This window comes from Prevotella herbatica (genome assembly GCF_017347605.1).
Classification (GTDB): domain Bacteria; phylum Bacteroidota; class Bacteroidia; order Bacteroidales; family Bacteroidaceae; genus Prevotella; species Prevotella herbatica.
Map to the genome: position 1 here is coordinate 2,418,559 of NZ_AP024484.1, position 20,615 is coordinate 2,439,173.

Sequence of the window (20,615 nt, forward strand, 5' to 3'; positions counted from 1 at the left end):
ATTATGGATAAAACAAAAATTGAATATCAAGAAGCTTGCTATACTCCTTACGTAGCTGAGCCCCTTTTCTCAGAACGTGATGTTAATTTCTCTTTATGTCGTGATGGCGAGAATCCTCGCCCAGTTCGTCTATCGTTTGTCGTGTTTGCCGAAGATAAAGATGGTGAATGGGAAGATGACGCACCTATTGGTGAATGCTATGCTACAGTGCTAGGTGAAAATGATGATGACTTCGTAGAACCAGTTAAGATATATAATCTTGGTATATCAGCATCAGATTTTGTGACGATAGTACGTTCCGATTCAAAGTCGACAGTGTTTCGCATCTTCTGGCCTTATGGTACAGTTGAAATAGAAAACGCCAATCGTACGGAAGAAGGTCTTGAAATATCAAAGATAGACCTTGGAACTGGTGAGCATATTAATTGTACTCTGACTCCAAAAGATTCAGACCATAGTTTTAATCTCACGTTGCAGCTTCCTGTTTTCGGTTTCTCAATTCGTGATATTGACGCAAATATTGTCAATGACATGCTGGAAATCAATGAGGAAGAATTATCAAAATATGAATATGTCTTTGCGGGAACCGAAAACGATGATCGCATAACAATTCATTCAGATGCCGACCATATAACATATAAATATGTGTGGAATCAAGAGGGATACATTACTGTGCGCAACATGGCTGATATAAATGTTATCGTGGATAAAATCCCTTCAAGAGGAAATCTTTTACAGTTACTTCTTGGTTCTGAATATGTGCGAGGACTGATGCAGTTTTCTTCAGAAATACCAGTAAAAGAAAATATAGCATTTGTTATAAAGCAAAAAGATCAGCGTTGGCGTATTAAGATCAGTTCGTCGGTTGAAGAACATAGCGATGATGCTACGCTCTTAGAGCCAACAGAACTCTGTAAGGATGTGCTTGGTAAATTGATTAATCTACCCGTTGGCAGCAATGAACAACTGATTAATGAGCTTATGAAAAAGCAAGATCAAAGTGTTTTTCAATGGCTTTGGTTGCATGAGAATGATTGGGCTTACGTTAAATTGGAAGAACATTTCAACACCCTCGTTGATCCAGAAATGGAAATGATGAAGCGTGCTTTGGTATTCAACGACTTTGATAACTTTATGCATCGTCTACGTCTAGCATCTCTTGATGACAGAAGTCCTATTCAGGCAGACGCACTGCTTGCACGAAATGCTAAGCGAAAGATAATACGAGTGAAGACCCTGATTCAGGAACACAATAGTGGTGTGTCTTCATTATGGTCTTTGCAGCGTGAAGAAAGGATGAAAATATTATATTATTGGCGAAATTTCCATTCAAGTTTTGAATGATTTCATAAGTCGCTATTTTATTCTAATATATTCGAGGTGCATTTTATGTGAAGTGATCCCCAAAAGTTTTTGTTTAACTTTTGTGGTTCATATCACATGATGCGCCTCTTTTTTCTATTTGCTTATTACAAATTTCTTTCCGTCTTTTATGTATATACCCTTTGTAAGGTTTGCGGTGTTATTTCCTACACATTGTCCCATCATATTGTATATAGGTTGATGGAGGGTATTAGATGATTTGTTTATTTCTGTGATGTCAGTGTCTGTGCGGTTCTCCTTGTTCTTTATAACAGCAACGTCATCAATAATTAGGCGACCTGTAGTGACAAATTCGACTACAGTTTTTCCACTGTATTCAAAATCAAAAGAGAATGATGTCCATTTACCTGATTTGTTTTCTAGCATAGAAAACGATGTGTTTCCTGCATGAACATCAAGACTTTTTTCATCTTTGTCGAATGTAGCAACTCTAAATGTGAGAGTAGCTTTACCATTCATGTAAAATTCAGGAGAAGCTGTAGTTCCGCTTATTCTAGTAGTTCCGAATTTTGCGCATTTATAACCCGAATAAACATTTACGTTGCTCCATCCTTTGTGGTCAGGATTGAATGATCTTCCAAGAAAATAGCGCCCAGTCCAGTTATTATCGTTTCCACCTTTGCCCATACATTTATCAAATGATTCATGAAACAATGTATCTCCAGCTACTTCACTTTCTTGAAAATTATATCTTTTGAACACAAAATTAATAGTGCTGTCTCTATTTGAATTAATATCATTCAAACCCATGTCTAAATGGTTGCTTCCATTTTTTCCTTTATTGTATATATCTGCTGAAGGTACAGAATTAGCTGTGAGACTATCCTTAACCCAGATCGCAGATATTCTGTGGTGGTCAGTTTCGCTGTTCACGATGTTGTTTTCCCATGCCTCTTTCGAATAGTCTATGTGCATAGCAAGCATACCACTGTTTGGCAGATATTTGTCCCAACCAGTGCGTTGTCTGTTTTCTATGATATAATATTCATCATTGTTTGCATCATTATAAATAATGTAAGCTTCTCCGTTGTTGTTTGTTGTATTAAGATTTGATATTATTGTATCATTATTCAGTGTCTTAGGACTAATCCATCCGCATGAAGTCTTTTCATAAGCCGAATATCCGCATGGGCAATATCCACCTCCAAGATAACTTCCTGCTGCCATTAAGCTGTTGTAACCTATTCCATTATCCTTGGTGTTCTTGGTGTTATACATATCAGGTAGTCCTAGACAATGAGAAAATTCATGGCAGAAAGCACCTATTCCCGAAATATTCCCAAAAGAGTTTAGTTCCGAGGCACAAGCATATATATTAATCTTTTCGCCACCTATTTTTAATACCTTATTATATGATGAGGCTGAAAGCGCCCATTTGTGTGGCCATACCAAATTCGTGTCGTCATAATCTGCTTCTCCATGGCCGGCATAAACAATAAATACTTGTTCTACTTCGCCATCTCCATCCCAGTCGTATTTACTAAAATCAGTTGTGCTGGCGATAGCTTTACAAGCCTCAATTACCATTTCTTCTGGATGTCCATCATCGCCGTTGCTATCATTGTTTGCACCATAGTAAGCATAAGGATGACCAAGAGTAACCGGACCAGCAATGTCAAAAGAAAGATTAAACAAACCGTTGCTTTGATTCATAAAGTAATCATGAGCTGAACCTTTAAAAAGATCATTTCTAAATCCTGTTTGGTTTAAAATCTTGTTATATAGGTCTAAAGTAGAACTTTCCTTAAAATGGGTGTCTTGAAAATTCACAAGTATAACTAGAGCCTTTTTGTTGCCTGTTGAACTGTGTGTTGTCTTAACAGAATTCAGCATTCTCATCGTCCTTTTTTGTAAAGCTATATTGATTCTTTTGGCAAACAACTTTTTAGAAAGTTTAGAGTATATACCTTTTTGTGGCATATATTCATATTGTTCACCGTTGGCAGACTGCCAATATTTAAAGGACTCGTCACCACATAATTCTGCGGTTATCACTTTGTTGTTGCCTATGTTGATTCTCTTGGTACGTCCAGGCATTACTGGTATCGAAAAAGTCTTCATGGTAATAGCAAAAAGATACATTACTAAAGCTATTTTACGCATTTTTGTCTAATTACAATGCAAATGTACGACTTTTATTTTGTTTTTAGCCCAAAATAGGATATCTTTGTGCATATTTTTTGAATTATGGAAAAAGGTAATAAAGAGCAAGAGGTAGTGCAACTGCCAGAGAACGCCTTTCGAGAATTGAAAGAAGGCGAGGAATACAAGCCTGTGATGCAGGCAGATAAAGTTTATCCTGAAGTAAATCCATGGTCTGTGACTTGGGGAATACTGATGGCAGTGTTGTTTTCTGCAGCTGCAGCCTATCTTGGTTTGAAGGTAGGACAGGTTTTTGAGGCAGCAATACCAATAGCCATAATCGCTGTTGGAGCTTCTACTGCAGCAAAGCGCAAGAATGCTCTTGGTGAGAATGTCATCATACAGAGTATTGGAGCTTGTTCTGGAGCAGTTGTTGCCGGAGCCATTTTCACATTGCCTGCAATCTACATTCTTCAGGCAAAATATCCTGAAATGACAACATCGTTCATGAAAATATTTCTTGCTTCGGCATTAGGTGGTATTCTCGGAATTTTGTTTCTTATTCCTTTCCGTAAATATTTTGTAAGTGATATGCATGGAAAATATCCTTTCCCAGAAGCTACTGCTACTACTCAGGTACTCGTTAGTGGTGCAAAGGGAGGCGATCAAGCAAAACCATTGCTTATTTCAGGACTAATTGGTGGACTTTATGATTTTATTGTTGCCACTTTTGGTTGGTGGAATGAGAATTTTACTAGTCGTGTTGTTGGTTGGGGAGTCGATTTAGCAGATAAAGCAAAGGTCGTTTTCAAAGTAAATACAGGCTCTGCCGTACTTGGTCTAGGATATATTGTTGGACTTAAATATGCCCTTTATATATGTTTCGGTTCTCTTGCCGTTTGGTGGCTTATTGTTCCTGGTATGTCGTTAATCTTCCACGATCAAGTGTTGAATATGTGGGATCCAAGTATAACAAAAGCCGTTGGTGCAATGAGTCCTGAGGACATATTCAAGGCTTATGCTCGTAGCATCGGTATCGGTGGTATTGCAATGGCTGGTATAATCGGTATTATTCGTAGTTGGGGAATCATTCGTGACGCTGTTGGATTGGCAGCTCGTGAACTCAAAGGCAAAGGTGGAAGCATTGATGATGTAAAACGTACGCAGCGTGATATTAGTTTTAAGATCATTGCTGTTGGTAGCATTGTTGTATTGTTGCTTACATTCGTATTCTTTGTCACAGGAGTAATGCAAGGTAATCTGTTGTTTGCTGTCGTTGGAATACTTTTGGTAGCAGTGATAGCATTTCTGTTCACAACAGTTGCAGCCAATGCAATAGCGATTGTAGGAAGTAACCCTGTTTCTGGAATGACATTGATGACTCTTATTCTCGCAAGTGTTGTTATGGTGGCTGTAGGCTTAAAAGGCGCAGGTGGTATGTTGGCAGCACTCATTATGGGTGGTGTTGTTTGTACAGCTCTTAGCATGGCAGGAAGTTTTGTTACAGACTTGAAGATAGGATATTGGCTAGGAACAACTCCAAAGAAGCAGGAGAGTTGGAAATTTCTTGGTACACTTGTAAGTGCCGCTACGGTTGGTGGCGTTATGATGTTGCTTAATCAAACTTATGGTTTTGCAAATGGTAGTCTTGCTGCTCCTCAGGCAAACGCAATGGCAGCTGTCATAGATCCTTTGATGAATGGTGTTGGTGCTCCTTGGATATTATATGGTATTGGTGCAGTGTTGGCAATCTTACTTACCGTATTCAAAATACCTGCACTGGCATTCGCCCTTGGTATGTTTATACCTCTTGAACTGAATGTACCTCTTGTTGTGGGCGGAGCAATCAACTGGTTTGTTACTACTCGTAGTAAGGATGCAGCTGTTAACAGGGAACGTGGAGAGAAAGGTACTCTTATCGCCAGTGGATTTATTGCTGGTGGTGCCCTTATGGGGGTAGTGAGTGCATTGCTTAAATTCGGAGGTATTGAACTTTCTATTGCCGATAAATGGTGGAGCGATCCAATGAGTGAGTTTTGTTCACTTATAGCTTACATATTGCTTATCACCTATTTTATAAAGGCTACAAAGACCAAGAAGAAATAAAACAGGATTACTTTTATTCTGTTGGGAAATGCCAAATTGACGCTTTGATACGTCAATTTGGCATTTTATCTTTTATGGGCATATAGTTTGTGTAAAGTAATGTATAATCAATAATGGAGGGAACAAATATGACATTTGACAAATACACAATCAAGGCGCAGGAAGCAGTGCAAGCTGCATTGCAGACAGCACAGAGAGCAGGGCAGCAGAGTGTTGAGGCTGTACATCTGCTAACTGGTATAATAAGTAAGGGACGCGATATAACCAACTATGTATTCCAAAAACTGGGAGTAAATTCTCAAGGTGTAGATATTGCGTTGGAGCAGGAGATACAACATCTTCCGCGTGTTCAGGGTGGTCAGCCATTCTTTAGCAATGAAACTGCTCAGATATTTAATTCTGCAGAAGAGATTTCGCAGAAGATGAGCGATGAGTTTGTTTCATTAGAACCATTGCTATTGGCTATAATGAAAGGTAAGAGTACTGCCAGCCGAATTCTTAAGGATGCTGGTTGTACAGAGGAAGGAATGCGCAAGGCTGTTGATGAGTTGCGACAGGGACAAAAGGTACAGAGCCAAAGTGGTGACGAAAACTATCAGGCTTTGGATAAATATGCTATCAATCTTATTGAACGTGCTAGAGCGGGGAAACTAGACCCTGTGATTGGACGTGATGAAGAAATAAGACGAGTATTGCAGATCCTTAGTCGTAGAACAAAGAATAATCCAATTCTAATAGGTGAGCCAGGAACAGGAAAGACTGCAATCGTAGAAGGTTTGGCTGAAAGAATTATGCGTGGTGACGTACCAGAGAATCTAAAAAATAAGCAACTCTATTCTTTGGATATGGGACAGCTTGTTGCTGGTGCTAAATATAAAGGTGAGTTTGAGGAACGCCTGAAGGGTGTTATTAAGGAAGTAACCAATGCGCAGGGAAATATAATACTGTTTATTGATGAAATACATACACTTGTTGGCGCAGGTGGAGGAGAAGGTGCAATGGATGCCGCAAATATTCTTAAACCAGCTTTAGCAAGAGGGGAACTTAGAGCTATCGGTGCCACAACACTTAATGAATATCAAAAGTATTTTGAGAAGGATAAGGCACTTGAAAGACGTTTCCAAATGGTAATGGTCAAAGAGCCAGACGAACTTGATGCAATAAGTATTCTTCGTGGATTGAAAGAACGCTATGAAAGTCATCACAAGGTAAGAATACAAGATGATGCTTGTATTGCAGCTGTAAAACTCTCTGAAAGATACATCTCTGACCGTTTTCTTCCAGACAAAGCGATAGACCTTATGGATGAGGCTGCCGCAAAACTGAGAATGGAACGTGATTCTGTTCCTGAAGAGCTTGATGAAATGGAGCGTACTTTAAAACAGAAGGAAATAGAGAAGCAAGCTATCAAGCGTGAGAACGACAAGGAAAAGATTGCACTTCTTGACAAGGAAATAGCAGAGCTGCGTGATCAGGTAAAGGCTTTCCGCGCTCGTTGGGAAGCTCAAAAAGCTGAGGTTGATCATATTCAACAGATAAAACAACAGATGGAATCTCTTAAACTCGAAGCTGAAAGGGCTGAACGTGAGGGTAACTATCAGCGTGTTGCTGAGATAAGATATGGTGAATTAAAGCAGATGCAGGATCAGATAGATGCAGCACAGAATAAAATTCATAGTGAACAGGGTGGTGACCTCTTGATAAGAGAGGATGTAACTGCAGATGATATCGCAGAGGTTGTGAGCCGTTGGACTGGTATTCCTGTAAGCAGAATGATGCAGAGTGAACGAGAAAAGCTGCTTAATCTGGAGGCTGAACTTCATAACCGTGTCATCGGTCAGAATGAGGCTATAAATGCTGTAAGCGATGCTGTGCGTAGAAGTCGTGCTGGTCTTCAGGATCCTAAGCGACCTATTGCGTCATTCATATTCCTTGGTACTACGGGTGTAGGAAAAACAGAACTTGCTAAGGCTCTTGCAGAATATCTGTTTAATGATGAAAACATGATGACACGTATCGACATGAGTGAATATCAGGAAAAATTCAGTGTTACCAGACTTATTGGTGCACCTCCAGGATATGTAGGTTATGACGAGGGTGGACAGCTTACTGAGGCTGTAAGGCGCAAACCATATAGTGTTGTCTTGTTTGATGAAATAGAGAAAGCTCATCCAGATGTATTCAACACCCTTTTACAGGTGCTTGATGACGGACGTCTTACTGATAACAAAGGTAGACTCGTTAATTTCAAGAATACAATCATCATCATGACAAGTAATGCTACAAGAGAGCAACTCTCTGCAATAATGCGTCCTGAATTCTTAAATCGTATTGACGACATCATAACTTTCCAACCACTTACAAAAGATGAAATCATGCAAGTAGTAGAACTACAGATGAAGGGTGTCAAGAAGATGATAGAACAGCAGGGGTACACATTAACTTGGACAAAAGAAACGATAAGTGATTTAGCTGATTTGGGATATAATCCTGAATTCGGTGCTCGTCCAGTAAAGCGTGCTATACAGGAGTATGTACTCAATGACTTGAGCCGTAAGATTCTTGCTGGTGAAGTTGGAACAAATATAACTCTTGGGAAGATAGTTAAGTAGTTGCCGTTTTTCCATAAATAATATGTCCGCTGTTGCATTATGCGACAGCGGACTTTTTTGTATTGTCAAAAAGCAAATTTATTACATCTGCACGATAACTTCATGTTTTCCTAATTCAGCAGGAATGATATTACCATTTATGGTTTTGCCGTCTACCGTTATAGACTTAATACCCTTTTGGTTTCCTTCTGGATTGTTTACCGTAATATGGTATTCTCCACCTCTGAACTTTCGATTAACCTCGTAGGTCTTTGTCGTAGAAGGCACACATGGATCGATAAGCAGTCCGTCGTAACTCGGTTTGATACCAAGAATGTATTCACTTATGGTGTACCACATCCATGCGGCAGTACCAGTAAGCCAACTGTTTTTTCCCTCACCAGGTCGTGCTGAATCTTTTCCTGCTACCATCTGGCAGTTTACGTATGGTTCTACTTTGTGAAGAGTCTGATATTTCTCTTCCACGTAGCTAGGCAGAATCTTTTTATAGTGATTCCATGCGTCGTCACCACGTCCGTCTACAGTCTCGCCGATGATTACCCAAGGATTATTATGGCAGAAGATGCCTGCGTTTTCCTTGTAACCTTCAGGATAAGAACTAATCTCACCCATTTCAACATGATATGTTGTATATGCTGGATTGTTTAAAACAATACCATGTTCACATTCCATGCGCTCCTTCACACTGTCGAGAGCCTTATCGCATAATCCTTCTTTTAGTCCTATGCCTGCCATTGTGCACCAGCCCTGTGACTCAATGAAAATCTTTCCTTCATCATTCTCGTTGCTTCCAATCTTTTCGCCATAGAAATCGTAAGCTCTTAGGAACCATTCACCGTCCCAACCATGAACTTTTACGGCATTCTCCATAGCTTTTACGGCTGTTTCCATGCGGTCGGCTTCGTGTGGTTTTCCTAGTCGGCGACAAAGTTCTACATAGTCTTTTCCGGTAACGACAAACAAACCTGCTATCATTAGACTTTCAGCCTTGCTGCCCTTGCCTTGGTTCTCGGTGGTTTGGAAACTCTCATTAGGATCCCAACTGAAACAGTTTAGGTTCAAACAGTCGTTCCAGTCAGCTCTGCCGATAAGTGGAAGCCCGTGAGGACCAAGGTTATTGATTACATGGTCCATACTAATCTTCAGATGGTCAAACAGTTTAACTTCAGTTCTTGGTTTATTGTCAAACGGTACCATTTCGTTAAGGATAGAGAAGTCGCCAGTTTCTTTTATATATGCAACAGTTCCGAAAATCAACCAACATGGATCGTCATTGAATCCACCGCCTATATCATTGTTGCCTCGTTTAGAAAGGGGCTGATACTGGTGATAGCAACCTCCGTCGGCAAATTGTGTTGACGCAATATCAATTATTCGTTGGCGAGCTCTTTGCGGAATCTGGTGTACAAATCCAACAAGGTCCTGATTGCTGTCACGGAATCCCATTCCACGTCCGATTCCGCTTTCAAAGAAACTTGCAGAACGGCTCATGCAGAATGTAACCATACATTGATATTGATTCCATATATTTACCATCCTGTCCAGTTTATCATTACCGCTCTTAACTGTGAATACAGACAGTAAATTATTCCAGTATTCATTTAGTTCTTCGAAAGCCTTGTCAACTTTTTCTGCTGTGTCAAACTCTGCTATAAGTGCGTGTGCTTTTGCTTTGTTGATAACCTTCTTGGACTCAAATTTCTGTTCCTGTGGATTTTCCACGTATCCCAGAATGAAGACTAGGTCACGGCTTTCACGGGGCTTCAGTTCTATTTCAAGATAGTGTGAAGCGATAGGACTCCAACCGTGAGCGAAACTATTTCTTGCGTGTCCCTCAGTAACAGCATCTGGAGCAGCTTTGTCACTGTAAAGTCCCATGAAAGTTTCACGGTCGGTATCATATCCTTGTATTTCTTGGTTGACATGATAGAAAGCATAGTGGTTGCGACGCTCTCTGTATTCTGTTTTGTGATATATTGTTGAGTTTTCTATTTCGACCTCGCCTGTTGAAAAATTACGTTGGAAGTTTTCCATGTCGGTGGCTGCATTCCACAAGCACCATTCTTGGAAAGAGAAAACTTTAAGATGCTTTGTTTCGTTGCTTTGATTACGAAGCGTCATCTTTTGTATTTCACACCATTTGTGTAACGGAACAAAGAATAAAACGCTGGCTTCAACTCCGTTTTTCTGTCCACTTATGCGTGTATAGTTCATACCATGTCGGCATTCGTATGAATCTAGTGGGGTACGGCAAGGCTTCCAACCAGGATTCCAAGTAGTGTCACCATCCTTAATATAAAAATATCTTCCGTCGTTGTCCATCGGTACATTGTTGTATCTATATCGAGTTATACGGCGAAATTTAGCATCTTTGTAGAAGCTATATCCTCCTGCAGTGTTTGATATGAGTGAGAAAAAATCTTCATTGCCAAGATAGTTAATCCATGGCCATGGTGTCTTTGGATCGGTGATGACATACTCGCGGTGGGCGTCGTCAAAGTGTCCGTACTTCTTGTTTTCCATATTTTTAAAAAGTTGGTTTTGTATGTTTCGTTTTTAGATATTAGTCTTTTAAACTGCTTGCAAAATTACACAAAATAATGAGAATTATGTAGAAATATAAATGATTTCTTTCATTATTATTGGTTGAATGATTTATTTGTTTACTCATCTTTGATAATAATATTATTCTAATTATTTTCTAATTTCAGATAAGAACAATGTAATTGTATTTATGTGGGATGAAAATAAAAAGAATGTAAATTTGCAATTTAATGTGTATGGAATGATACTTGTTAATCTTAATTTATTAACTTTGTAACTGCAATCCAATTTTATATTTATAATTTATGGCAAAAATATTATTGGTAGAGGATGAGGTAAACATAGCTTCGTTTATAAAGCGTGGACTGATGGAACTTGGTCATGAGGTAACAGTGGCTTATGATGGAGAGGAGGGCTGGAATATTGCACGCTCTGATAGTTTTGATTTCTTGATTTTAGACATTATAATGCCTAAGATGAATGGACTTGATATGTGTGCTAAATACCGTTCTTCTTATGGTTACAAAACTCCTGTTATCATGCTTACAGCTCTCGGAACTACCGATGATATTGTAAAGGGTCTTAAAGCTGGAGCCGATGATTATCTTGTTAAACCTTTTAGTTTTACCGAACTTGAAGCGCGTATAGAGGCTTTGCTAAGGCGTGCTTCTGATAATGGAGTGAACTCAGAATTGCGGTGTTGCGATTTAGTACTGAATAGTCGCAATCATAAAGCTACACGTAATAATATAGATATTGATCTTACCGTGAAGGAGTATAGATTGCTGGAATATTTTATGTCTCACCAAAATGTTGCCATAAGTAGAATTACTTTGTTAAAAGAGGTGTGGGATAAAAATTTCGATACCAATACGAATGTCGTCGATGTTTATGTGAATTATCTTCGAACAAAAATAGATAAAGATTTTACGCAAAAACTAATTCATACGGTCGTTGGTGTTGGATATATTATGGCAGAATAAATAAGATATATAATGAAAATAGGTCATAAGATAGTGCTCTTTTATACGTGTCTTACGTTTGGCATAGCAATGTTTATCATTTTAATATTCTATGTGTTCACGTCAAGATATGTAGACAGAGTGTTTGAAGCAAACCTACGTGATAAGATCTACCTTTCGGCGCAGAGAAATTTCAAAGCAGACGAAATGGATTCTGATGAATACAAAATGTTGCAACGTAATTATCGAGAATTGTTGCCGCGTGCCAATGAATCAGTGATCAAAGTTGATGGCAATGAAAAAGCATTGAAAGATTCTCTTGATAAATATCTTACAGAAAATGAGCAGAGGGCTATCTATAACGGCAATCCTGTAAATTTTTCAAAGGGAGTTCTTAATGGTGTAGCATTGTATTATCCTGATAAATTGGGGAGGTTTGTTATTCTTGTCACTGCGCATAATAATTATGGCTATAAAATACAACAGCATACGCTTTATCTCTCGTTGATTCTCCTCTTATTAAGCATTACTATTACAGTACTAATGGGACAGCTCTATTCAGGAAGAATACTGAAACCTTTGAAGTCGATATTGGATCATCTTAAAAGCATTCGTGGTAATGATATGGATGTGAGGTTAGAGGAGACTGGAAATAAGGATGAACTTGATGCGCTTGTGCATAATCTTAATGATATGCTTGATCGTATAGCTGAGGCTTTTAGATCTGAAAAGTCTTTCGTAAGTGCTGCTTCTCATGAACTCAGCAATCCGCTAACTGCCATACAAGGTGAGTGCGAAATTACTTTAATGAAGGAGAGAAATGCACAGGAATACACAGAGTCGTTGCAGCGAATTTATTCTGAGAGTAAACGTGTATCTTTATTGATTAAACACCTTCTATTTTTGTCACGTCATGATGATGACCTAACTCAGCAGGAGTCGACTGGTATTGATATGTCTGAGCTTCTTTTAGGAATGGCGCAGTCTACCGAACGTGTAATTTTCTCTGATGAAGTAGAAACGCCAGCACTTATATATGCTAATCCGTATCTGTTGCAAGTTGCATTCCGCAATTTTTTAAACAATGCCACTAAGTATTCTAATAAAAATATAGACTTGCGTCTGAAACGTATTGTTGATAAGGTAGTTGTGGAGATTGAAGATTATGGTATAGGAATTCCAAAAACAGAAGTCGAACATATCTTCCAGTCATTTTATCGTGCTACCAATACGCGAGAGTATTCCGGTTATGGAGTAGGGTTGGCTCTTTCTGCAAAGATATTGAAAATATATAATGCCACAATAGATATAGACACCGAGGAAAATGTTCACACCAAATTCACAATTTCCTTTGATGAATATAAAGGAAATGGATAATTATATTATTACAAGGTGTTGGGGGAGTTTAATGAATGTGCGGGGCTATGGTATCTATAATTCTCCTATGCTTTTCATTTTTTAGCTACGTAGCTACGTCATCTCCTGAACCGGCTTTATACAAAGGGAAGGAGAACGTTTGTACTAGGAAAGTTAGCTACGTCAGGCTACGTTCAAGCTACGTCAATATCAGGTGTTTTGATATAGAATTGAAGTCTTAGCCCAAAAACATAGGTGAATTTCAATATGATGTTCTTTCTGAGATATATATTCAAACGCTTATATATATTATGTACGTACGTGCGTACTAGGACTTTTTAAAATATAAGTGTCTAAGTGTCGAATGTCTGACTATCAATATGTTAGCTGTGATTTAAGTGTCGGTGAAGTGTCGGTAAGGTGTCGGCGCATTTCTGATTTTTACCGACACTTCACCGACACCTTGCCGACACTTGTTCTTAACATAACTTCCTGATGATCAAGGACTCGACACTTCGACGCTTTTTTTAGAAAACTGTATGTAGGAAGAGTGAAACCTAGAAGACTGACGGCAGACCATTAATACCCATCCATCAAACCGTTTCTACGATCAAACGTTTCTATTGTATCGTTATAACGTTTTCATTCCTACGACATAACGTTTGCATTCCATCGATCAAACGTTTCCGTTATATCGTTAAAACGTTTCCGTTATATCGTTAAAACGTTTCCATTCCATCGTTAAAACGTTTTCTTTTTCCGGTTCAAAAGTAATCCCGAATAATTCCATCTTTTCCGTTTCATCGTTGAAACGCCATCCCATGCCGTAGCTCGAACGTAGCCTGCCGTAGCTGTATTTCTGTAAAATATTACGTAACTTGCTAAATGACAGTAAGTTAATCCGTTTACGTAGCTTCGTAGCTAGAAAAAACGAATTTCCACAGGTAGGAATCCCCTTTGTTTAGCTATTTGTCAGACATAACTATAAGCATTAAGAGTTCCTTCTATATATAATAATGTGTATATATTTTGAAATACATGATTCTGTCAACAAAACGGAAATAATGAAATATAATTGAAACTTTTTCATAAAAAGATTTGGAGGTTCGGATAAAAACCTATACTTTTGCATTCGCTTTTGAGAACAACGCTTCTCTTACAGCAAAAGAAAGAGTTCTTTGAAAAGATTTACATAGACAGAAAAGTAGTACAAGAAGCGAGTGCTGGGATTTATTTCGGTACTCGGGTAAAAAGAAACAAACCGTCACCGGACTTAGGTTCGGTTTCGAAAAAATCAGGTTTTAGACTACAATAATTTAGGAGATTCGTTCTGAACAGATTACAGACATTCTAGAAATAGAATATATAATATTTTACAATGGAGAGTTTGATCCTGGCTCAGGATGAACGCTAGCTACAGGCTTAACACATGCAAGTCGAGGGGTAACGAGAGGAAAGCTTGCTTTCCTTGTCGACGACCGGCGCACGGGTGAGTAACGCGTATCCAACCTGCCCACAACTAGGGAATAACCTTGCGAAAGTAAGACTAATGCTCTATAATTTCCTTTGACGGCATCTGATTAGGAATAAAGATTTATCGGTTATGGATGGGGATGCGTCTGATTAGCTTGTTGGCGGGGTAACGGCCCACCAAGGCAACGATCAGTAGGGGTTCTGAGAGGAAGGTCCCCCACATTGGAACTGAGACACGGTCCAAACTCCTACGGGAGGCAGCAGTGAGGAATATTGGTCAATGGGCGAAAGCCTGAACCAGCCAAGTAGCGTGCAGGATGACGGCCCTATGGGTTGTAAACTGCTTTTATACAGGGATAAAGTTAGCCACGTGTGGTTATTTGCAGGTACTGTATGAATAAGGACCGGCTAATTCCGTGCCAGCAGCCGCGGTAATACGGAAGGTCCAGGCGTTATCCGGATTTATTGGGTTTAAAGGGAGCGTAGGCCGTCTGTTAAGCGTGTTGTGAAATGTAGATGCTCAACATCTGAATTGCAGCGCGAACTGGCAGACTTGAGTGTGCGCAACGTAGGCGGAATTCGTGGTGTAGCGGTGAAATGCTTAGATATCACGAAGAACTCCGATTGCGAAGGCAGCTTACGGGAGCACAACTGACGCTGAAGCTCGAAAGTGCGGGTATCGAACAGGATTAGATACCCTGGTAGTCCGCACGGTAAACGATGGATGCCCGCTGTTGACCCACCTGGGCCAGCGGCCAAGCGAAAGCATTAAGCATCCCACCTGGGGAGTACGCCGGCAACGGTGAAACTCAAAGGAATTGACGGGGGCCCGCACAAGCGGAGGAACATGTGGTTTAATTCGATGATACGCGAGGAACCTTACCCGGGCTTGAATTGCAGAGGAAAGATCCAGAGATGGTGATGCCCTTCGGGGCCTCTGTGAAGGTGCTGCATGGTTGTCGTCAGCTCGTGCCGTGAGGTGTCGGCTTAAGTGCCATAACGAGCGCAACCCCTTTCTTTAGTTGCCATCAGGTGATGCTGGGCACTCTGGAGATACTGCCACCGTAAGGTGTGAGGAAGGTGGGGATGACGTCAAATCAGCACGGCCCTTACGTCCGGGGCTACACACGTGTTACAATGGCCGGTACAGAGAGACGGTTGCTTGCAAAAGTAATCCAATCCTTAAAGCCGGTCCCAGTTCGGACTGGGGTCTGCAACCCGACCCCACGAAGCTGGATTCGCTAGTAATCGCGCATCAGCCATGGCGCGGTGAATACGTTCCCGGGCCTTGTACACACCGCCCGTCAAGCCATGAAAGCCGGGGGTGCCTGAAGTCCGTGACCGCAAGGAACGGCCTAGGGCAAAACTGGTAATTGGGGCTAAGTCGTAACAAGGTAGCCGTACCGGAAGGTGCGGCTGGAACACCTCCTTTCTGGAGACGATTTTCCAACAATGGATTATATATAAGGATAGAACAAGAGTTTGGTTCTTTTCCTTCTTGTACTCACTGAACTGTTTATAGATATAAGAGAAATAAGGAAGCTGGGCAGCAAAAAGCCCACGTAGCTTGAATGAACCAGCTGGAAGATATAGTCCTATAGCTCAGTTGGTTAGAGCGCCACACTGATAATGTGGAGGTCGGCAGTTCAAGTCTGCCTGGGACTACTCCTTACAATCCCTCGGGGGATTAGCTCAGCTGGCTAGAGCACCTGCTTTGCAAGCAGGGGGTCAACGGTTCGAATCCGTTATTCTCCACACATGGAACATACTTTTGATTAAGTATATGCATTCCAGATAGATCTTTGACATATTGACACAAGCAAAACTGTAAAGTAATAAAGTTCAAACTTTGAAATCAAGAAAATCGCAAGATTTAAGGATTTCACTTAACAGCTGAAAGTATGAGCAACCTCATGACATTAATGTCATGTTGGCGAAAGAAAGTAAGAAAGGGCGTATGGTGGATGCCTAGGCTCACAGAGACGATGAAGGACGTGATAAGCTGCGATAAGCTTCGGGTAGGTGCAAATAGCCGCTGATCCGAGGATTTCCGAATGGGACAACCCGTCTGTCTGAAGGACAGTCACTCACGCCAGTCGTGAGGGTTAACCCGGGGAACTGAAACATCTTAGTACCCGGAGGAAGAGAAAATAAATAATGATTCCCCTAGTAGTGGCGAGCGAACGGGGACCAGCCCAAACCGGTGATGTGGCAACGCACCGCCGGGGTTGTAGGACCACGTGATTGTATGGAGACAATGAACAGAATGAACTGGAAAGTTCAGCCATAGCGGGTGATAGCCCCTTATGTGAAGTTGAATCCGGCATAGTGGTATCCTGAGTAACGCGGAGCACGAGGAATTCTGCGCGAATCTGCCGGGACCATCCGGTAAGGCTAAATACTCCTGTGAGACCGATAGTGAACCAGTACCGTGAGGGAAAGGTGAAAAGAACTTCGATAAGAAGAGTGAAATAGTTCCTGAAACCATACGCCTACAAGCGGTCGGAGCTGAGCAATCAGTGACGGCGTGCCTTTTGCATAATGAACCTACGAGTTACCATCTCTGGCAAGGTTAAGGGGTTAAGCCCCGCAACCGCAGTGAAAGCGAGCCTGAACAGGGCGTTCAGTCAGAGGGGGTAGACGCGAAACCAAGTGATCTACACTTGACCAGGATGAAGTTCCGGTAACACGGAATGGAGGTCCGCACCAATAAGCGTTGAAAAGCTTCTGGATGAGTTGAGTGTAGGAGTGAAAGGCCAATCAAACTTGGAGATAGCTCGTACTCCCCGAAAGGCATTTAGGTGCCGCGTGTATTGATCCTCATGAGAGGTAGAGCGACCGATAGGTCAAGAGGGCTTCACCGCCTATCGAGACCTGACGAACTCCGAATGCTCATGAGCGGCAGATATGCAGTAAGGGGACGGGTGCTAAGGTCCGTTCCCGAGAGGAGAAGAATCCAGACCGCCGTCTAAGGTCCCGAAATTCTGTCTAAGTTAGTCTAACGAAGTCTGGTCCCAGTGACAGCTAGGATGTTGGCTTGGAAGCAGCCATTCATTCAAAGAGTGCGTAACAGCTCACTAGTCGAGGGTCCGGGCATGGATAATAATCGGGTATAAGGCAGGTACCGAAGACGCGGGATAGTAATAATAAAAGTATCGGTAGGGGAGCATTCCATATGCGTCGAATGGTGAGGATAACCGATCCTGGAGCGTATGGAAAAGCAAATGTAGGTATAAGTAACGATTAGAGGGGTAAGATCCCCCTCCGCCAAAAGTCTAAGGTTTCCCAGGCAATGTTAATCAGCCTGGGGTAAGTCGGGTCCTAAGTCTCAGCCGAAGGGCGAGGGCGATGGCAGAAACGGTTAATATTCCGTTACTACCATAGGGAGTGACGTGGAGACGGAGCAGTGACACAGCCGCGGGGTGACGGAAGTCCCCGTTTAAGGGTGTAGATGTTGAGGAAGGCAGGCAAATCCACCTTCCGAGTCGAACCTGAAAGTACGGCATCCCCTTCGGGGGAAGCTGATAGCGCTGGTAAGCATACTCCCGAGAAAATCCGCTAAACTTAATCCCTGTGGTACCCGTACCGCAATCCGACACAGGTAGACGGGTAGAATATACTAAGGCGTTGAGAGATTCATGGTTAAGGAACTAGGCAAATTAACCCCGTAACTTCGGGATAAGGGGTCCTCTCCTCCGGGAGAGGCGCAGAGAATAGGTCCAGGCAACTGTTTAACAAAAACACAGGGCTGTGCTAACTCGAAAGATGAAGTATACAGTCTGACACCTGCCCGGTGCCGGAAGGTTAAGAGGAGATGTCATTCCTTAAGGATGCAGCATTGAATTGAAGCCCCGGTAAACGGCGGCCGTAACTATAACGGTCCTAAGGTAGCGAAATTCCTTGTCGGGTAAGTTCCGACCTGCACGAATGGTGTAATGATCCGGACGCTGTCTCAACCATGAGCTCAGTGAAATTGTAGTATCGGTGAAGATGCCGATTACCCGCGATGGGACGAAAAGACCCCGTGAACCTTTACTACAGCTTAGCATTGACCTTGGTCATCCGATGTGTAGGATAGGCCGGAGGCTTTGAAGCGTGCGCGCCAGCGTATGTGGAGCCATCCTTGAAATACGGCCCTTTGGCTGTCTGAGGTCTAACTCGCTTATCGCGAGGACATTGTTTGGTGGGTAGTTTGACTGGGGTGGTCGCCTCCAAAAGCGTAACGGAGGCTTCCAAAGGTGCCCTCGGGTCGATTGGTAACCGACCTAATAGAGTGCAATGGCATAAGGGCGCTTGACTGGGAGGCAGACATGCCGAGCAGGCAGGAAACTGGGGCATAGTGATCCGGCGGATGTGTATGGAAACTCCGTCGCTCAAAGGATAAAAGGTACTCCGGGGATAACAGGCTGATCCCCCCCAAGAGCTCATATCGACGGGGTGGTTTGGCACCTCGATGTCGGCTCGTCACATCCTGGGGCTGGAGAAGGTCCCAAGGGTTGGGCTGTTCGCCCATTAAAGTGGCACGCGAGCTGGGTTCAGAACGTCGTGAGACAGTTCGGTCTCTATCTATCGTGGGCGTGGGAGTTTTGAGTGGTGCCGTCACTAGTACGAGAGGACCGTGATGGACAGACCTCCGGTTTACCAGTTGTGCCGCCAGGCGCACCGCTGGGTAGCTGAGTCTGGAATGGATAAGCGCTGAAAGCATCTAAGTGCGAAGCCAGCCGCGAGATTAGAACTCCATAGAGGGTCGTTGAAGACGACAACGTTGATAGGGTGCAGGTGTAAAGACGGTGACGTCAAAGCCGAGCACTACTAATTGCCCGAAACTTTCTTTCGACAGGTCATACTTTGAGTTGTTTAAGATTATAGTAGGAACATTGTTCCTTACGGTTTGCTTGTGAAAAATACGTCATAACCCATATCAGGTGGTTATTGCGGTGGTGTCCCACCTCTTCCCATTCCGAACAGAGAAGTTAAGCCCACTTGCGCCGATGGTACTGCAATGCAATGCGGGAGAGTAGGTAGCCGCCTTCTTTTAAACAGAAGCCTCGAGGATAGCAATATCTTTCGAGGCTTTTTTGTGTTTATATCATTCGAACTATCAGATAAATATGATAGCTCTGAAAATATGATAGCTCTGATTAATCTGTTAAAATCTGATAACTAAGATTACTCTGATAATTTGTGATTAATCTTATCGTACAGCAATATTTTTTGTGCTATTTCATATCTAAAAATCTTATAGTTTGCTCTTGTAAATCTAATATTTTACTGTAATTGTCATATCTTACCGGTTATATTATAACGATCCTTTTGTAAGGAAAAAATACGGTGTAAATATTGTTTACTTGCTGATTATCAATATATTATAATATTATTTCTAATTCTTAAAAATAGACAATTTAAATAATAAAGGCTTGGTAAAACCGATTTTTTTTTGTATCTTTGCCAACGATAAGAATAAGGGTAATATTTGATTTATTAGAATTACCCATTAAGGTATCTAACGGAACTGAGATTATAAGTGAAGCTCTTTCTCACATAGACTTTAATCTCGAGCAATTTTTGCTTTTTCTATTGTTCAGGTTCCATAAAGAAAAAAATATGAAGAGAAGAAATAAGATTGTACTATTAATCATTATGGTATTTATGTTTATTCCTGTATCTGGTTTTGCAGCTGAGACAACAGGGGTAGATTCAAAAAATTACGATTGGAATCCAGTGATGGATGCGATAATCCAGGTGGAAAGTCACGGTAATAACCGCGCAAAAAAAGGTAGTTCAGTAGGAGCTATGCAGATTACTCCAATTTTGGTGGTTGAATGTAATCAGATACTTAAAAGAAGAAAAAGCAAAAAGAAATATAAGTTATCTGATAGATTCAGTCTTTCGAAATCGAAGGAAATGTTCTTACTTATACAATCGTATTATAATCCTTTCAATAATATAGAAAAGGCAGTTCGATTATGGAATGGTGGTATAAACTACAGCATTCAGCGAACACAGCGATATTTTGAAAAGGTTATGAATCTGTTAAAGAATTAATTTTATTCTATAGAGCCTGATTGTCAAAAATGACAATCGGGCTTTTTCTTAC

At 41.3% G+C, this 20,615-nt stretch carries 8 protein-coding genes, 2 tRNA genes and 3 rRNA genes; 11 read left to right on the plus strand and 2 right to left on the minus strand.

Annotation, left to right across the window (positions count from 1 at the left end):
* Positions 1-3: 3 nt before the first annotated feature.
* Positions 4-1,344, plus strand: coding sequence for a hypothetical protein (locus prwr041_RS08955; RefSeq protein WP_207153470.1), 1,341 nt, complete (start codon positions 4-6; stop codon positions 1,342-1,344).
* Positions 1,345-1,458: 114 nt separating this feature from the next.
* Here prwr041_RS08955 and prwr041_RS08960 read toward each other — a convergent pair whose 3' ends face one another.
* Positions 1,459-3,486, minus strand: coding sequence for a M6 family metalloprotease domain-containing protein (locus prwr041_RS08960; RefSeq protein ID WP_207153471.1), 2,028 nt, complete (start codon positions 3,484-3,486; stop codon positions 1,459-1,461).
* Positions 3,487-3,570: 84 nt separating this feature from the next.
* On the opposite strand from prwr041_RS08960, the gene prwr041_RS08965 reads away from it, so the two are divergent.
* Positions 3,571-5,571 carry an OPT family oligopeptide transporter gene (locus prwr041_RS08965; protein ID WP_207153472.1) on the plus strand — a complete coding sequence of 667 codons (2,001 nt, stop codon included), beginning with the start codon at positions 3,571-3,573 and terminating at the stop codon, positions 5,569-5,571.
* Between the two features lie 128 nt (positions 5,572-5,699).
* The gene (locus tag prwr041_RS08970; protein WP_207153473.1) at positions 5,700-8,183 is read left to right on the plus strand and encodes an ATP-dependent Clp protease ATP-binding subunit; all 2,484 of its coding nucleotides are present in this window, start codon (positions 5,700-5,702) and stop codon (positions 8,181-8,183) included.
* Between the two features lie 81 nt (positions 8,184-8,264).
* On the opposite strand, the gene prwr041_RS08975 is transcribed toward prwr041_RS08970, so the two are convergent.
* Complete coding sequence (locus prwr041_RS08975; RefSeq protein WP_207153474.1) at positions 8,265-10,706, minus strand: GH36-type glycosyl hydrolase domain-containing protein; 2,442 nt, start codon at positions 10,704-10,706, stop codon at positions 8,265-8,267.
* A 326-nt stretch (positions 10,707-11,032) separates the two neighbouring features.
* On the opposite strand from prwr041_RS08975, the gene prwr041_RS08980 reads away from it, so the two are divergent.
* The 8 genes from prwr041_RS08980 to prwr041_RS09015 all read left to right on the plus strand — a co-directional run bounded on the left by prwr041_RS08980 (position 11,033) and on the right by prwr041_RS09015 (position 20,563).
* Positions 11,033-11,710 (plus strand): response regulator transcription factor, encoded by a 678-nt coding sequence (locus tag prwr041_RS08980; RefSeq protein ID WP_207153475.1) that lies wholly within the window; start codon positions 11,033-11,035, stop codon positions 11,708-11,710.
* A 12-nt stretch (positions 11,711-11,722) separates the two neighbouring features.
* On the plus strand, positions 11,723-13,066 hold the full coding sequence (locus tag prwr041_RS08985; RefSeq protein ID WP_237072192.1) for a sensor histidine kinase: 1,344 nt from the start codon (positions 11,723-11,725) through the stop codon (positions 13,064-13,066).
* Positions 13,067-14,420: 1,354 nt separating this feature from the next.
* Positions 14,421-15,950, plus strand: a 16S ribosomal RNA gene (locus tag prwr041_RS08990).
* A gap of 159 nt (positions 15,951-16,109) precedes the next feature.
* A tRNA-Ile gene (locus tag prwr041_RS08995) sits at positions 16,110-16,183 on the plus strand.
* Between the two features lie 16 nt (positions 16,184-16,199).
* Positions 16,200-16,273 (plus strand) — tRNA-Ala (locus prwr041_RS09000).
* Between the two features lie 182 nt (positions 16,274-16,455).
* Positions 16,456-19,353 (plus strand): 23S ribosomal RNA (locus tag prwr041_RS09005).
* Positions 19,354-19,439: 86 nt separating this feature from the next.
* A 5S ribosomal RNA gene (gene rrf / locus prwr041_RS09010) occupies positions 19,440-19,552 on the plus strand.
* The 16S, 23S and 5S rRNA genes sit together here with 2 tRNA genes alongside, the layout of an rRNA operon.
* A 570-nt stretch (positions 19,553-20,122) precedes the next feature.
* On the plus strand, positions 20,123-20,563 hold the full coding sequence (locus prwr041_RS09015; RefSeq protein WP_207153476.1) for a lysozyme family protein: 441 nt from the start codon (positions 20,123-20,125) through the stop codon (positions 20,561-20,563).
* Positions 20,564-20,615: the final 52 nt, after the last annotated feature.

Coding starts and splice junctions, on each gene's coding strand:
- prwr041_RS08955 (WP_207153470.1), top strand. CDS start 4: ATGGATAAAACAAAAATTGAATATCAAGAAGCTTGCTATACTCCTTAC.
- prwr041_RS08960 (WP_207153471.1), bottom strand. CDS start 3,486: ATGCGTAAAATAGCTTTAGTAATGTATCTTTTTGCTATTACCATGAAG.
- prwr041_RS08965 (WP_207153472.1), top strand. CDS start 3,571: ATGGAAAAAGGTAATAAAGAGCAAGAGGTAGTGCAACTGCCAGAGAAC.
- prwr041_RS08970 (WP_207153473.1), top strand. CDS start 5,700: ATGACATTTGACAAATACACAATCAAGGCGCAGGAAGCAGTGCAAGCT.
- prwr041_RS08975 (WP_207153474.1), bottom strand. CDS start 10,706: ATGGAAAACAAGAAGTACGGACACTTTGACGACGCCCACCGCGAGTAT.
- prwr041_RS08980 (WP_207153475.1), top strand. CDS start 11,033: ATGGCAAAAATATTATTGGTAGAGGATGAGGTAAACATAGCTTCGTTT.
- prwr041_RS08985 (WP_237072192.1), top strand. CDS start 11,723: ATGAAAATAGGTCATAAGATAGTGCTCTTTTATACGTGTCTTACGTTT.
- prwr041_RS09015 (WP_207153476.1), top strand. CDS start 20,123: ATGAAGAGAAGAAATAAGATTGTACTATTAATCATTATGGTATTTATG.